We start from the raw sequence: 15886 nt of genomic DNA, 5'->3' as shown, positions 1-15886 counted from the left end.
GTGCGGATACGGGGGGGGGCAGGTCACAGACTCAGATCCGCGACTAGCTTCTTCATCCGCGCGTTCTCATCGCGCGGATGATTGACCTCTTCTGCTTCGCTCACATGAGTGCCGCCGTACTTCGCCCTTTCAGGCATAGATCGTATGTTTGCCTGGATGCCGGGCGCAGAGTATCTAAACCTGGGCAGCTAGCACCTAACTATTCGTGGTGAACAGATCCCAACCGTTGCGTTGCGTGTGTCGACGATTAGTTGGGCTTCCTCGACGATCTGCTGGTAGTCGTAATCGGAATGATCCGTGACGATAACAACGCAGTCGTATTGGCCGAGAGCCTCCAGCGGCACGCATTGCATTTGGAGATTGTACTTGCGCCCCTTTCCTATCTTTGGAAAATAGGGATCGTTGTAATAGACCAACGCGCCTTGCTTCCGCAGGGCCTCGATGATCGTGATCGCCGGCGATTCCCGGAGGTCATCGATATCCTTCTTATAGGAAACTCCCAGTATTAGGATCTTTGAACCCCTTAGCGCCTTTCTTCGAGCGTTCAGGGCCTCCGCTATGAATTCGACGATGTGGTAAGGCATGGCCATGTTGATTTCGCCAGCGAGTTCGATAAAGCGCGTAGCGAAATCAAATTCCCTGGCTTTCCATGAAAGATAGAAAGGATCCACGGGAATGCAGTGTCCACCCAGACCTGGCCCAGGATAGAAGGGCTTGAATCCGAATGGTTTAGTTGCCGCGGCTGCAATGACCTCCCAAATGTCAATATCCATTCGCAGGCAGAGTAGTTTCAATTCATTAACCAGCGCAATGTTTACGCAACGGTAGATATTCTCGAGCAGTTTTGTCATCTCTGCGACAGTCGGGCTTGATACCGATATCGCCCGGCGGAAAATCGATGAATAAAGCGCTGTTGCAATTTCGCTGGCATAACCATCGACACCCCCGACTATCTTTGGAATATCGCTGCGTGCGATGGTGTTATTTCCCGGGTCTTCGCGCTCTGGAGAAAACGCCAGGAAGAAAACGCTTTCGGCTTGAGAATTGTTATGCGAAACCGATAGCTTCAGTGGATTTCCATTCTCCAGCAATGGCAGCACCACCTGATCCGTCGTCCCAGGGTACGTCGTGCTCTCGAGCACGACGAGTTGACCGGCTTTCAGGTGCGGCGCTATCGATTTCGCGGTCTCGGTTACGAAGCTAAGATCAGGTTCGTGATATTCAGTTAAAGGCGTCGGCACACAGATCACGATGGCATCCATCTCAGAGATGCGCCTGAAATCTGTAGTTGCTTGAAATCCTTGATCTCTGGCAAGAGCTATCTCAGTTTCGGGAATGCGACAGATGTAGGACCGTGAAGAAGTAAGCATGTCGATCTTGGAGCTATCGATGTCAAACCCCGTCACCCGAAATCCTTCTTCACTAAACAATAGTGATAGAGGAAGGCCAACATATCCCAATCCAATCACGCCTATGTTTGCCGTTTTCGACCTGAACCGGGCGACAGCCTCTTCTTTCAAGAGCGTTGCACTTCGTGGAAGGGATGGACGTGTTGATATAGCAGTTTGCATATTGTGTCCTTATTCTTCACGTTAGATGTGTGGTGAGTTGAAGGGCCCAAATTCGTAGGAGTGATATTGCATCCGGTTTCTAGGAAACGCAAGATCCATCCGCCTTGTTCGTCGAACGGCAGAACGCTGGATCAGCCGGCTAACTGCGCTTCGGCAGCATCCAGCTCAAGGAGCATTGCACTTTGGATAAGATCCAAAGTGATAAGCAGTCGCATGGCGCCCTTCCGGCGAAGGATTCGGCCCTCCAACCCCGCAAAAGGTCCAGACTTGATCCGTACTTGCTTACCGGCAATTAAGAATGGATAGGGCTTTGCCTTCCAAAGCACCAACGATAACTGTAGCCTTTTCATTTCCTCGTCGGGTAGCACGGCAGGGTTGCCATTAAAGCTCACGAGACGGATGATTCCGGGGCGTGAGAGTACGCGAGCCCTATCTGCGAGACGCATCTTGACGAATACATATCCGGGAAATAGAGGAAGCTCGACTTCGATTCTGCGATGATTCCAACTGCGCACGGCAGAGTAGAGAGGCAGGTACGACTCTACTTTTTGCTGGGTAAGCCGACCTGCGACAGCTTTTTCGTGCCTCGGCAACGTATAGGCTGCATACCAGCGTGGCCCATCAATATTTCTTCCGATGTCTATTGTTTCCATGGCCTCTCCTTTCTAGCCGGAATAGGCACTCGATCGACGGTCGTCCGCACATCTTCCATGCGGATGTAGAAATAATATGATCTGAAGTTAGCGCTTTCGTAAACAGTCGCAGTTTACTTATGCGTAACAGCATCTTACTCATTTAGCCCAGAAACTTACCCGCCAGCCTCGAAATACCGAAAGAGCACGCTCGCCAGGGTGTTAGTTGTCGAACCCGCCAGATTACTTCTCAGCGAACTGGGATACACAAAGTTAATGATTTCGCACAGATACATCAGTGTGGTGGCGCACATATGCAAGAAAGTTTTCTCCAGAGCAGAGTTAGCTGTGGCGCTAGCCCCATGCACACGATGACAACCATCTACGAACTAAGGGTATTTCGCGTCATGACGCCACCAACTTCTATTTGTGTGGTTCAGAGCACAGACGCGATGGCCGGTGCATCGGTATATAGCAAGATATCCGAGCAGAACCCATGTCAAATGCAGTGACCACATTGCAGTGCCGGTTAAAATCATTATGGTCCCAGAACAGCAGCAACGTCAGATCATCTTGGTGTTGGACGACATCGAGGAGACAGCGTACCTGACCAAGAAGATGCTGCAAGGAAACGGCTACTGCGTATCTCTGGCGAGGACTGAAGAAGATGCGATCGCGAGGGGCCGCTCTCAATCTCCAGACTTGATTCTGATGAGCTTAGGCCTCGGCCCCGAGCGACTTCTTGCAGTCGCCCATCGAATACGCCGACAAGCGGAGCTCAGACAAGACGTTGCGATTGTAATCTTTTGTATTCCGACGATCCCACAAGGCACCGTGATGGAGGTGAGCAAGAATGTCTACGTAACACGGCCTGACAACTTTAACCAGCTTAGAGTGCTTCTCCATCGGCTTCTCTGTAGAGTGCCTTCTTCTTGATCTCGTTTCGTTGAGGTGCACCAACCAATCGATTCAACTCGTCGCTGACGATCTTGTAGCATTCACAAGCCATAGTTTCCAAGCCCTCCCGATCAAGAACTCTAATATGTCCTCGGGAATAATGAATTAGGCCTGCGTCTTGCAGGCGTCCAGCCGCTACGGTTACGCTCTCTCGCCTGCCGCCCAGCATGTTGGCAATAAACTCTTGCGTCATCAGAATTTCGGAGCCGTCCAATCGGTCATGGCACAAAAGCAGCCATCGGCATAGCCGCTGTTCCAGCGGGTGGAGACGGTTGCAGACAGCCGTTTGTGAAATCTGTGTAATAAGCGCCTGCGTGTAGCGCAGCAGGATGTGCTGGAGTGGACCGCCACGCATGAACTCCTCTTGCAGTACCCTGGCTGGCATTTTCAGAGCGTGTCCGCCAATCTGCGCCACGGCCCGATGTGGAATATTGCCGCCTCCGAGAAACAAGGCGACGCCGATAATTCCATCATTCCCCGTGAGAGCAATTTCGGCCGTCGCGCCGTCGCGTGTCGTGTAGAGAAGTGACACAACACAAGTCGTAGGAAAATAGACATAATCTATTCGTTCACCGCATTCATATACCACCTGTCCAAGGGCAAGAGTGACGCGTTTTATACTCGAACAAAGGCGAACGCGCTCTTCCGCAGAGAGAGACCGTAAAAGACGGTTTTCGGAATACTCTTGTGTCCCCAAGGCTTTGAGCATCGATGACTCCAACGCCAAGCTCGGCTTAGTAGTGTTTTCGTGCTAGCTCCAATCGCAGTAATGGCTGTGAGGAACAGTCTAGTGATTAATCCAATACCGAAACCGACACTCTAATCCAAATAGCCAACCGTATGCTAGGAGAAATTATCGACCGGCGACCATTGCCTGTTCTACGGCATGAAGCGTCTCGGATTCAGTAACACAGCACGATGCCTAAAAGTCCAGACATCCGATTATTGAAGTAACATCAATACCTTTCGATGTCGCTCTCCAAGCGGCATATCTCTTGGCATAGATGATAGTTACACCTTGTAATTTCAATTCGGATACTGGATTACAATCCACATGAAATTACGTAGGGACTGAGACCTTGTAACAAGACCACGTAATTAAATTGTCATCTATGTGTGCTGTCGTACCGACTTCTTTTAACGGACTGGCTAATTTGACTTTTGTTCCGAACGTTATGTAAAGGGACGTTATGAATCATTTTGTTGAACTTAGCGCTCTGCCTTGCCAGGTTCGAGAGATACTGCGGCTCCGGCGAGCACGCGACCCTGAATTGTTCGCTCTGGAAATAGGCTCCTTCAAACCTTCTTTTGTGGAATCTGAGGCCATATTAGTCAAGGTCTGCATGTGACTAGCATAGCCCAGTAAGCGATTGATCCTGTTGACTTTATTAGAGTATTCCACATGCGCTAAGGCTGGCGAAGCCTTGTCTCGCGACAAATTGTCATGATCCTATGCTCGCCCGGTAGTCTGGTAGGTCATCGGCTAATCTCGTAGCTAGCGATCCCCGGCCACTCATTCCGTTTCCATTCACACCACTGCTGGAGTGATCCGCGAAGCATATCCTAACGATCGCTGTCCAAGCGATCTTCTGCGAGAACGCGCATTCACTTTACAGGCAGCTTGCTGCTATTTGAAGGAGAAATCTGTGTGCCCCATAGTGCGTTAGTTCGACCGGCGCCGCCAGTGCCGCCAGCCCTTGCTGAACATTCGGCCGCAAGCATTCCATTTCTGGATCTCAAGGCACAGTTCGGAAAGATCCGCGATGAGCTTCTAGAGGCAGTTACTCGGGTTCTTGAATCTCAACATTTTATTCTTGGCCCTGAAGTCGATGCTTTGGAACACGAAGTAGCCGAGTATGCAGGGGTAGAGTTTGCGATCGGGTGCGCGTCTGGATCCGATGCGCTTCTGCTGGCCCAAATGGCGATTGGCATTGAACCGGATGATGAGATTATTACCTCACCATTTACCTTTGGCGCGACAGCGGGTTCCATTGCGCGGTTGAAGGCTCGTCCAGTGTTTGTGGACATCCATCCGGACACATTCAACCTTGATGAGCGGCAACTCGAGGCAGCGATTACACGGCGCAGCCGCGCTATTATGCCGGTACATCTGTTTGGTTTGCCAGCCATGATGGATGGCGTTCTGGAGATCGCTCGCAGATACCATCTTGTCGTGATTGAAGATGCAGCACAGGCAATCGGCTCACGCTGGAAGGAGAAAGACATCGGAAGTCTAGGGACTTGCGGCTGCTTTAGTTTTTTCCCTTCTAAAAATCTGGGCGGGGCGGGCGACGGTGGCATGATCACCACGAATGATCCTCACCTTGCACAGCGTCTGCGCATACTACGGGTCCACGGGGCCCCTGACAAATACCGATATGAGTTGTTGGGGATCAACAGCCGAATCGACGCCATGCAGGCGGCAATCCTGAGAGTAAAACTCCACTATCTGAACAGTTGGACAGCGAGCCGCCGACGAAACGCTGAGACGTACCACGAACTATTCGCGGAATATCATCTGTCGGAACGAGTGGCGCTACCGTTTGCGCCGGAAACCAGTTTTCATGTGTACAACCAATTTTCGATTCGCGCTCCGCACCGAGATGAATTGCAGGAATATCTTCGCATCTGGGGAATTGCGACCGAGGTCTATTATCCTAGCCCGCTTCATGTCGAGCCGGCGTTTGCATACCTGGGCTACCGCATCGGCGATTTTCCGAATGCCGAGTTGGCGTGTCACGAAGTGCTTTCACTCCCGATTTACCCCGAATTGACGCTCGACCAGCAGCGCCGGATCGTTGCGACAATAGCGCGTTTCTACCAGCATTGGAATTAAAAGGAGAAGAGATGCTCCCGAAGATTGCGGTAATTGGAAATGGATACTGGGGAAGAAACCTGGTGAGAAATTTTCATGCACTTGGTGTGCTGAAATGCGTTTGCGACTCGCGCAACGAAGCCCTCCAAGAGGCGCATGATCAGTTTGGCGCGGATACTTGCTCCTCACTGAAAGTACTCCTGAATGATTCGGAGATCCAGGGAGTGGCGATCGCGGCGCCCGCTGTACAGCACTATCGGCTGGCTAAGGAATGCCTGCTCGCAGGGAAGGATGTGTATGTAGAGAAACCGCTGTCAATGCGGGTTGGCGAGGGACAGGAGCTCGTCGAGATCGCGGAAGCGGGACAACGCATGCTTATGGTCGGCCACATCTTGCAATATCACCCGGCAATTTTGAAGCTCAAGGAGCTAATCAGCTCGGGCGCGCTCGGGCGCATTCAGTACATTTACTCGTCACGTCTCAACTGGGGAAAGCTGCGGTCAGAGGAGAACATCCTGTGGAGTTTTGCTCCGCACGATATCTCGGCCATACTCTACCTTCTGAACGAGATGCCAACCAGTGTAAATGCCTCCGGCGGATCTTACATAAATTCTCAAATTTACGACACAACCCTGACGGCCTGCGAATTTCACAGTGGCGCTAAGGCACATATCTTCGTAAGTTGGCTCCATCCTTTCAAGGAACAGCGATTGGTTATCGTCGGCACCCAGAAAATGGCTGTATTCGACGATGTGGAAAGAGAGAACAAGCTTGTCATCTACTCGCACAGCATAGATTGGCGCGACCGGATGCCCATAGCACTTAAAGGAGAAGGCGAGATAGTGTCTCTTCCCTCGGAGGAGCCTCTCAGAAAAGAATGTGAGCACTTCATTGAAAGCATCGTCACCCGCAGAACTCCGCGTACCGATGGCAGAAATGGTGTGCAAGTGCTGGAGGTGCTGGATGCTTGCGAGCGGTCGTTGCACGGACAGGCGATATCCGTTGAGATTCACGAAACGGCGACGAAGTATTTCGCCGATCCAACGGCAGTCATCGACCCCGGCAGCGAAATTGGGCTTGGCACCAAGATATGGCATTTCAGCCATGTAATGTCCGGCTCGCGGATTGGATGCTACTGCAATCTCGGTCAGAACGTGGTTATCAGTCCTGGGGTCATGATCGGCGACCGCGTAAAGATTCAGAATAATGTCTCGGTTTTTACCGGAGTAGAGCTTGAAGACGATGTATTTTGCGGTCCATCCATGGTCTTCACGAACGTGATCAACCCTCGCAGTCACGTCGAACGAAAGCACGAATACAAGCGAACCCTGGTGCGACGAGGCGCATCCATTGGGGCGAATGCAACGATAGTTTGTGGCGTGGTATTAGGCCAGTATTGCTTTGTGGCCGCCGGCGCCGTAGTTACCAGCGATGTTCCAGACTACGCGCTTGTGATGGGGGTTCCCGCGGTGCAAGCTGGTTGGATGTGCGTGTGCGGAGAACACCTGCGTGAAGCAAGCAACACGGCATGCGGAAGTTGTGGCCGCAGTTATCTCTTTGAGAACGGCTATGTCCACGAACGCGTACATACTTCAACCATTGCAGCATAGAACATTGCTAGGTTGTGGCGGCAGGGATGTGTTGGCCGCCGTACATAAAATATCGACACCATCGAATTAGCGCTAGTAACTCCGGTAGATAGCGTTCCAGGCGTGCGTTCTGGATCACTTTACAAAAGCATAGGAGGGATACCGTGAATCGCCTGTTGAACTATAGACGGATGCTCATCCTATCTTCGCAGATATGCCTGTTAGCGATGAGCTACTATGCGAGCTTTCTGCTTCGGTTAGATTTTCATCTCAGTGATACTTATCAATTGCTGTTCTTACGAACGTTGCCGTTGGTTGTTGCAATTGAGATCCTCGTCTTCTATGCCTTTGGTCTTCTCAGCGGATGGTGGCGTTATGCAGGCATGAGCGATGCGTTGGACATTTGCGAAGCATCGTTGATTGGTACGGCTGTCTTATATTTGCTGATCGAGCAGATTCTCAAAGTGGATGGGTATCCTCGGTCGATACTTGCAATTGATCTTGTGCTTATCGTGTTATTTGTTGGGGGGACGCGCTTTGCTGTTCGAGCGTACACGGAGAGCGCGCAGCGCGGAGCGGCTGAGCTCAACACCCTGATCGTTGGGGCCGGGCGGGCGGGAAGCACTATTGCACGTGAGCTAAAGCGTAACTCGCAACTAAATTTAAAGCCGGTTGGGTTCGTTGACGACGATCCCACTAAGCGCGGTATTCGCATTCAAGGCTCGAGGGTGTTGGGCTCAAGCGACGACATCCCGAAGATTCACCGCCGGATGAATATCCGGTGTGTGCTCATCGCCATTCCTTCCGCCAGTGGAAGTCAAATAGAACAAATTATCGCGAAGTGTCGTCAATGTAAGGTCGATTTCAAGATTCTTCCTCCGCTCAGTCGCCATATCAACGGGGGGCGCGCATCCATTGCCAATCTGCGCAATGCGCGACTGGAAGATCTTCTCGGCCGACAGCCAGTCCAAACCGATTTGGCAACGATACGAGATCAGCTCGAAGGCAAGGTGTTGCTGATTACGGGTGCCGGCGGGTCGATCGGCTCGGAGCTAAGCCGGCAGGTTTGTGATTTTGCGCCACGCGAGGTGATACTCGTTGATCGTTCGGAGAATTTTCTTTTCCAACTTAGTTTGGATCTCAGCACCAACCGGCCGCAACAACACTTTGTACCTGTGATCGCCGATATCCAGGATGCAGGCGCCATGCGCGAGATATTTGCCTTGCATCGGCCCGATATTGTGTTCCATGCAGCAGCATATAAGCATGTGCCCTTGATGGAACAGAGCTGTTTCCAAGCAGTGGCCAACAATATTTTCGGCACTTACAATGTAGCGCTTGTCGCACGGCAGTTCGGCTGCAAGACCTTTGTCATGATTTCCTCGGATAAAGCTGTGAATCCGACGAATGTCATGGGCGTAACGAAGCGGATCGCCGAGTTGATCATCCTGGGTTTGCAGCACGAGCACACACGCTACGTTGCGGTGCGTTTCGGAAACGTCCTCGGTAGCAACGGCAGCGTAGTACCAATTTTTCAACAGCAGATCGCAGCCGGCGGGCCTGTCACTGTGACTCATCCTGAGGCGCGGCGGTATTTCATGACGATCCCAGAAGCGATCCAACTTGTATTACAGGCTTCGACCATGGGGGACGCGAGCGATATTTTCGTACTGGAAATGGGTAAGCAGATCCGCATTGCGGACATGGCTCGAAATTTGATTCGCCTTTCCGGTCTGGAGCCAGACCAGGATATTCCCGTCATATTTACGGGCCTACGTCCTGGCGAGAAGTTGTCTGAAGAACTCATGTTGGATGGAGAAGGCCTCAAACCGACGTCTCATCCCAAGATCCGGGTACTCGATGGCGGCCCCGTCAGCTTTGATCAGGTTCAGCTATGGCTTGATGAACTTTCGGCGCTCGTAGAAGCGAAGAGCGTGCACGGGTTGATACAGACCTTCCAGCGTATTGTGCCTGAATATAAGCCGGGAGAGGAGATTCGTGCCTTGTGTGAAGTAGATCGTCACGACATGGCGCTGGTGTATCGGCGCGCTCGGGGGCAGCTTTGGTACTCGGCGAGCCACTTGCCTAATCAGCTTGTACCTGCGCAAGTTCCCGCACCGGCGCAGCAAGGTTATGAACAGCAGCGTTGATCGGGGAACAAAGTGAAAACAACCGTTTCCAGTCGCGAGTGCGGCAGAACGGAGAGACAATGAGCAGGAATTCTGAACTATGGACGCCACCTGAACGATGGGACGCGACAGTCTCGCGACGAGCTGAAGCAATGCGCCGGCATTTTGGTTCGGCGACGGAGCAGAGCTCGAGCTCTCAGTACTCGAAGGAGTTCAACGGGTCTGATTACTCTCTGCGAAGCCATCCTAATACCTCAGAAGGCGCAGACTGGTTCCGCGCTGTCGAGATTCTCAAAAAGCACTGGCCCCTGTCGGCGGCCTTCGCCGTTTCTGTCGCGATAAGCGTGGCAGCGATAACACTGTTGATGAAGCCGGTGTATGAGCCTCAAGCGCGGGTGGAAGTTGACCCTCCGGGAGCTGAGGTGTTTTCGCTGCAAGGCAATAATAATAGCGGGGCTTCGACCGACTATATCGAAACGCAGGCTCAGAACCTGCAAAATGATGAGTTGACACTGGAAGTGATCCGGAAACTTCGTCTTGATCAGAGCCCCTATTTCGGGGCGGATACCAATGCAATTAGCGGCGGATCCAAACCGGCTACTGAGGTTGCCGTGCCCTTGACGCCCGCGGAAAACAGGGCTCTGTCAGTGTTCAAGCAGTCGAGAAAGATCACGCGTGACGTAGCAAGCCGGCTAATCACGGTTAGCGTATCAGCGCACAATCCAATAGTGGCGGCAGCGGTTACGAACACGCTGGTAAATATGTTTATCGAGCGAGACTACAAGCTGCGAAACGACGCCATCTCGCAGTCGTCGAAGTGGCTGCAGAGTCAGTTGGATGACATTCGCCAGCGCATGAGTGAGTCAAATCTCGCACTGAGCAACTTCGAGAAGGACAACGGCATTAGTACGATTGGGGACAACCAGAATCGGTTCACTGAACAGATCGTGGAACTGAGTCGGCAATTGATGCAGGCTCAGGCCGATCGTATTCAGTTGCAGTCCTTCATGGATGAGCTTGATGGTATTCCAGGCGGTTCATTGCCCCAGATCAATAACAACCCTGTCGTACAGGACCTCACAAAAAGACTAGTGGAAGTCAAGGCGGAGCTTTCGGAAACACGCGCGATCTATGGCTCCAATCATCCTAATTCCAAGAAGCTTCAGAACGAGGTGGACGAACTTCAACTGCAGTTGAACGCGCAGCGCGCTGAGATCCTCCGAGACATGCAGACGAGCTATACGGCGGCACAAACCCGTGAGCATCTGATGCAATCGCAAATGCAGGGTGCCAGTAAGCAGATGACCATGCTGGCACAATACAACGCTCTCAAGAAGGAATCCGATGCGAACACGCAACTCTACGAGGCGCTTTACCAGAAGATCAAGGAGGCGGCCATCGCGGCGGAAACGAAATCGAGCAACGTCCGTGTGGTGGATCGGGCGCGCGTACTGGATAAACCTACGCGCCCACATCGCAGTCAGGACATGGGGGTTGGTCTGCTTGCAGGTATCTTGGGCGGGGTGATTCTCGCATTCGTACGAGAACGTATGGATACACGTATCCGTACGCCAGGGGACTTCAAGAAATGCCTTGGAACGGAATCAGTCTCCGTAGTCCCAGTGATCGGTAGTGGGGTCCCGGCTGGACAGGGTCATCCGTGGCGGCTGGTGCAGCCGCATCATACGGAGCAAAAGCCCAATTTATTTCAGATCGATCGGCCAAACTCCCCTGAGGGAGAAGCGCTTCGAAGCATCAGCGTCTCTGTGCGTCTATCTCGTCAGAATGCCCACAACCCGCAGGTATTGCTGATCGCTTCACCGCTCGCTGGCGAAGGAAAAACAACCCTTTCCATCAACCTTGCCCTCACGCTCGCAAGGCATGGGAAAACTTGCATTGTGGATGCTGACCTGCGCAAAGAAGGCGTAGCGCAGGCGCTTGGAATCGCTGCAGATCACGGCATCAGGGAGGTCTTGTCAGCAACCATGGAAGTTGACCAGGTACTCGTTTCGGCAGTGCGACTACCAAACCTGTCAGTACTGGCAGTAGGTTCCGCGCCAGGCGAACCCGGTGAACTGATCTCATCCGGCGCAATGTCGAACCTGGTGGGGAAGCTGAGACAGCGATTTGAATATATTGTTATCGATTCGCCCCCGATGCTCCTATTCTCCGATGGCCGGGCGCTTTCCACCCTTGCAGATGGGATCATCGTGGTTGGACGGTGTGGCTTGACCACGCGCGAAAACCTGAAGCGCACCATCGACCTGTTGAGAAGGGTGCGCTCAGCTCCAGTAGTCGAGTTTGTTCTCAACGCCGCTGAATGCCCCGCTATGGACTACGACTACTACCGCAGCTACGGTCTTGCAGGCTGACTACCAGGTCTTAGTGGTTACTGGAGAGCGGAAGCCCGCTCGTCTGCCGGAAAGACCTTTGACAATGATTCTCCCGGATGCCGATATGCACGAGAAACAACCTCAGTGCAATTTAGCTATCGATGGTGGCCAATGTGTACGGACCCGCACATTGGCGCCGTGGCCATCACTATCGGAGGACGAAGTCCAAGCAGTCAGCAACGTCTTGCGGTCTGGAAAACTCAACTACTGGACAGGTGAGGAAGTTAGACAGTTCGAGAACGAGTTTGCTTCTTTTGCGGGTTGTCAGCATGCGATTGCAGTCGCAAATGGAACGGTGGCTCTCGAACTGGCGCTTTATGCGTTGGAGATTGGAACAGGCGACGAGGTTATCGTACCCAGCCGCACCTTCGTTGCATCAGCCAGCTGCGCCATCATGCGAGGCGCAAGGCCGGTGTTCGCGGACGTAGATCCAATTAGCCAAACGATTACGGCAGATAGTATCAGTGAGGTGTTGTCCCCGAGGACTAAAGCAATTATTGCGGTCCACTTGGCGGGTTGGCCCTGTGACATGGATCCAATCATCGACTTAGCTCGCAAACATGGGCTCAGGGTCATCGAAGATTGCGCTCAGGCACACGGTGCAACTTACAAGGGGCGTCCGGTTGGATGTCTCGGCGATGCTGCTGCTTTCTCGTTCTGCCAGGACAAGATCATGTCCACCGGAGGGGAAGGCGGTATGTTGACCACCAATGACGATGATCTGTGGAGACGAGCGTGGAGTTTCAAGGATCACGGCAAGGACCACGACGCTGCTTACGAGCAACATCATTCCTCAGAGTTTCGTTGGTTACATGACTCATTCGGAACGAATTGGCGCCTTACCGAAATGCAGGCAGCTATCGGACGCAGCCTACTGGCGAAGCTTCCCAGCCAACTGGAACGCCGTCGCACAAATGCCGATATTCTGAGCCAGCGGTTCCGTACTCTACCGGCCCTCCGAGTCACGGCTCCCCCCCGTGAGATCCATCACGCATATTACAAATACTATGTGTTCCTTCGCCCGGAATGGTTGCAGGCTGGGTGGAACCGGGATCGTTTTCTACAGGCGGTCGTCGCCGAAGGGATTCCATGCTTTTGCGGAAGTTGCAGCGAGGTCTATCTTGAAAGGGCCTTTCCCGAAAGTATGCGCCCCGCACAACGATTGGATGTCGCACGTCAACTAGGCGAGACAAGCCTGATGTTCCTCGTCCACCCGACGCTCAATGAGCAGGACATGCTGGACACCGCTCAAGCGGTTGAAAAGGTGTTGAGCATTGCCTCTATCCAGATGTCTGAGGCACTCGCATCCTGAAGATAGATTGGTGTGGCAGCTGCGTTTCAGAGCGAAGCAAAGATATACGTTCCAAGGTGGATTTACCGCGGAGAGTAACATGGCCTTCGGAGAAACACTGAAAGTGCTTGTCCAACGATGCGCTAACGCTTTTGGTTACCGTATTGAAAAATGCACTGACCCCGTCTGCGCGCCCATTGACGTTCTGGACCTCGTACTCACTAAAGTCGCGGCCCACCGGCCAGATTTTTTCTTCGTCCAAATTGGGGCGAATGATGGGTTGACTGATGACCCGCTCCGCCAATTTGTGACCAAATATCATTGGCATGGAGTTCTAGTCGAGCCGCAGCCGCAGGTCTTTCAACAACTACTAACGAGCTATGAGCAGGAGAAGCAACTCTCTTTTGAGAACGCCGCCATCGCGGACAAAGATGGCACTGCCCAGTTGTTCGTAGCTGATCATCGGGATGCAACTGCCAATCTGACAGTATTCGCAAGCCTCAAGAAAGACGCACTAATTCGCGGTCTCAAAAATCCGAAAGCATCCGGGGTGCAGGTGCAAGTACAGGCGCTGGATGTGCCCGCGCTGTCGGTGAAGACACTACTTTCCAAACACCAGATTACGAACATTGATCTGCTCCTGACAGACGTGCAAGGCTACGATTCCGAAGTAGTCGAACAATTTCTGGCCTGCGGGGTCAAGCCGACTATCATCCACTTTGAACATTGCCACACGGCCCGAGCAACGTTGGAGAGGCTCTATCGCAAGCTTTTCGAGAACGGCTATCGCTTCAATGGACTGCAAATCGACACCCTCTGCTACCTGCCGTCGCGTTGTAGTGGAAGCGGCGAGCGTCTCCTGGCTGCAGCGGAGGAGCGCGAGATGTTCGCTGATTGAAGAAAGTGTATGGCGTCCAAACTAATAGACCTCGGACCGGCTTCCAACGAAACGACGGGAGCCGATTCTGTGGGCATCGCCCGCGACCACATTCGTGGCTCTAGCCTGTTCCTGATTGGGAACGTCTTTTCTTTGGCGATTACGTTTCTTCCCCACCTTGTGCTCGTACGCTACTTGACGACTGAAGCGTTCGGACATTTAGCTTATGCACTGTCTCTCGTTGCAGTTGGTAAGACATATGCCCTGGGCTTCAATGAAGCGATGAGCCGTTTCGTACCCATCTACCACGCCAGGCACAATCTTTCGAAGGTGCTAGGCAGCATTTTTTTAGTGTTTGCCGTAACCCTTCTCATCAGCAGTTTCCTGATCGTGACTTTTGGTGTGATGTCCGGCCCGATACTGGCTTTTCTGACGAAAGGGCGAGAACCGGCAGGCCTTCTGCTGATCTTGATGTTTCTGATCCCGCTAGAAACTACGGACCTCTTGATCATGAACCTGTTCGCGTGTTTCGGAAAAACGAGGGAGATCTTCTGGGGAAAATTTATCATTCCACCGATGCTGCGAGTGATCGTTATCACGTTGGTCGTCTTTCGACGCTCTGAACTTCCGTTTCTCGCGTATGGCTACTTGCTGGCCGAGTTAATCACGGTGGCTGTATTTGGCGGATTGATTCTTCGCGAGTTGTACCGTCAAGAGCTATTGCAGGAGTTGAAGTGCATCCGACTTCCGCTCCGGGAGATATTCAGCTTCAGCGTGCCGCTGATGACGTCGAACATTCTTGGCATGGTTGGGAGTTCAATACCAGTATTGCTTCTTGGCTACTTCCACCCTATATCAACTGTGGCTTACTACCGCGTTGTGCTGCCTGCCGCAGCTCTCTGCGGCATGATCCCTGGCAATTTCATGCCGCTCTATATGCCATTCGCGTCCCGGCTGTTTGCTAAAGGTGACACGATTGGCATCAATCATCTCTTCTGGGAGACCTCGCTCTGGATGAGTGTGCTGGCATTTCCGATCTTTCTCGCCACGGCCTGCTTTGCGCATCCGCTCACGGTCTTTCTATACGGAGCGCGCTACGCTCCCTCCGCACCAATTTTGGCGATACTCTCACTTGGCTATTTCTTCAATGTTGTTTTTGCTTTCAATGGCGTAACGTTGAAAGTCCTCGGCAAGGTTCGGGTGATGGTCGTTCTGAACCTAGTGACTCCTCTCTTCATTGTCGTATTGAACCTATTGACGATCCCGCACTACGGAGCTATCGGCGCGGCGCTTGCAACATCCGCTGGTTTGATTATGCAGAATTTGCTTCGACAGTTCTGTTTGTGGCATTGGGGCGGTGGCATCAGCTTCTTCGAGAAGCGCTATGCCTCATTCTTTCTGGTGCTTGGTTCGAGCGCCGTTGGCTTGTACCTGATCCAGGTCTTCACGCCGCATAACATCTATGTCGCACTGACACTCGCCCTTGCGGTTTCGACATTTGTGTTGTGGCTGGTCAAGAAACATTTAAGGATTGCCAATATCTTTCCGGAAATTCTTCGCCTACCGATTGTTGGCAGGCTATTCGCTTGAAATGTAAGCACGGTGTGCAAGGACAGGTGTCACCAGTATTGC

At 52.5% G+C, this 15886-nt stretch carries 10 protein-coding genes; 7 read left to right on the top strand and 3 right to left on the bottom strand.

Annotated features, from left to right (window positions below; genetic code table 11):
• Nucleotides 1-188: 188 nt before the first annotated feature.
• From JSS95_17790 to JSS95_17780, 3 genes are all read right to left on the bottom strand, one after another.
• Complete coding sequence (locus tag JSS95_17790) at nt 189-1571, bottom strand: nucleotide sugar dehydrogenase (GenBank protein ID MBS1801667.1); 1383 nt, start codon at nt 1569-1571, stop codon at nt 189-191.
• A 131-nt stretch (nt 1572-1702) separates the two neighbouring features.
• A complete protein-coding gene (locus JSS95_17785; GenBank protein ID MBS1801666.1) occupies nt 1703-2224 on the bottom strand; it encodes a UpxY family transcription antiterminator in 522 nt (173 codons plus the stop codon).
• Between the two features lie 868 nt (nt 2225-3092).
• Entirely contained in the window at nt 3093-3869 is a 777-nt protein-coding gene (locus tag JSS95_17780; protein MBS1801665.1) for a Crp/Fnr family transcriptional regulator, read from the bottom strand.
• 975 nt (nt 3870-4844) lie between these two features.
• On the opposite strand from JSS95_17780, the gene JSS95_17775 reads away from it, so the two are divergent.
• The 7 genes from JSS95_17775 (at nt 4845) to JSS95_17745 (ending at nt 15844) form a co-directional block, all read left to right on the top strand.
• Nucleotides 4845-5996, top strand: a complete 1152-nt coding sequence (locus JSS95_17775) for a DegT/DnrJ/EryC1/StrS family aminotransferase (protein ID MBS1801664.1) — start codon at nt 4845-4847, stop codon at nt 5994-5996.
• Nucleotides 5997-6007: 11 nt separating this feature from the next.
• Nucleotides 6008-7585, top strand: coding sequence for a Gfo/Idh/MocA family oxidoreductase (locus JSS95_17770; GenBank protein MBS1801663.1), 1578 nt, complete (start codon nt 6008-6010; stop codon nt 7583-7585).
• 143 nt (nt 7586-7728) lie between these two features.
• Complete coding sequence (locus tag JSS95_17765; protein ID MBS1801662.1) at nt 7729-9714, top strand: polysaccharide biosynthesis protein; 1986 nt, start codon at nt 7729-7731, stop codon at nt 9712-9714.
• A gap of 131 nt (nt 9715-9845) precedes the next feature.
• Nucleotides 9846-12065 carry a polysaccharide biosynthesis tyrosine autokinase gene (locus tag JSS95_17760; protein MBS1801661.1) on the top strand — a complete coding sequence of 740 codons (2220 nt, stop codon included), beginning with the start codon at nt 9846-9848 and terminating at the stop codon, nt 12063-12065.
• A gap of 85 nt (nt 12066-12150) precedes the next feature.
• A complete protein-coding gene (locus tag JSS95_17755) occupies nt 12151-13398 on the top strand; it encodes a DegT/DnrJ/EryC1/StrS family aminotransferase (protein MBS1801660.1) in 1248 nt (415 codons plus the stop codon).
• 79 nt (nt 13399-13477) lie between these two features.
• Nucleotides 13478-14275: an FkbM family methyltransferase gene (locus JSS95_17750; protein MBS1801659.1), complete on the top strand. Its 798-nt coding sequence runs from the start codon at nt 13478-13480 to the stop codon at nt 14273-14275.
• A 9-nt stretch (nt 14276-14284) separates the two neighbouring features.
• Complete coding sequence (locus JSS95_17745) at nt 14285-15844, top strand: flippase (GenBank protein ID MBS1801658.1); 1560 nt, start codon at nt 14285-14287, stop codon at nt 15842-15844.
• Nucleotides 15845-15886 lie beyond the last annotated feature (42 nt).

The organism is Acidobacteriota bacterium (genome assembly GCA_018268895.1).
GTDB lineage: Bacteria > Acidobacteriota > Terriglobia > Terriglobales > Acidobacteriaceae > Edaphobacter.
This window is presented reverse-complemented; position numbering and strand designations above follow the sequence as displayed.

Coding starts and splice junctions, on each gene's coding strand:
- JSS95_17760 (MBS1801661.1), top strand. CDS start 9,846: ATGCGCCGGCATTTTGGTTCGGCGACGGAGCAGAGCTCGAGCTCTCAG.
- JSS95_17745 (MBS1801658.1), top strand. CDS start 14,285: ATGGCGTCCAAACTAATAGACCTCGGACCGGCTTCCAACGAAACGACG.
- JSS95_17780 (MBS1801665.1), bottom strand. CDS start 3,869: ATGCTCAAAGCCTTGGGGACACAAGAGTATTCCGAAAACCGTCTTTTA.
- JSS95_17785 (MBS1801666.1), bottom strand. CDS start 2,224: ATGGAAACAATAGACATCGGAAGAAATATTGATGGGCCACGCTGGTAT.
- JSS95_17750 (MBS1801659.1), top strand. CDS start 13,478: ATGGCCTTCGGAGAAACACTGAAAGTGCTTGTCCAACGATGCGCTAAC.
- JSS95_17790 (MBS1801667.1), bottom strand. CDS start 1,571: ATGCAAACTGCTATATCAACACGTCCATCCCTTCCACGAAGTGCAACG.
- JSS95_17770 (MBS1801663.1), top strand. CDS start 6,008: ATGCTCCCGAAGATTGCGGTAATTGGAAATGGATACTGGGGAAGAAAC.
- JSS95_17755 (MBS1801660.1), top strand. CDS start 12,151: ATGCACGAGAAACAACCTCAGTGCAATTTAGCTATCGATGGTGGCCAA.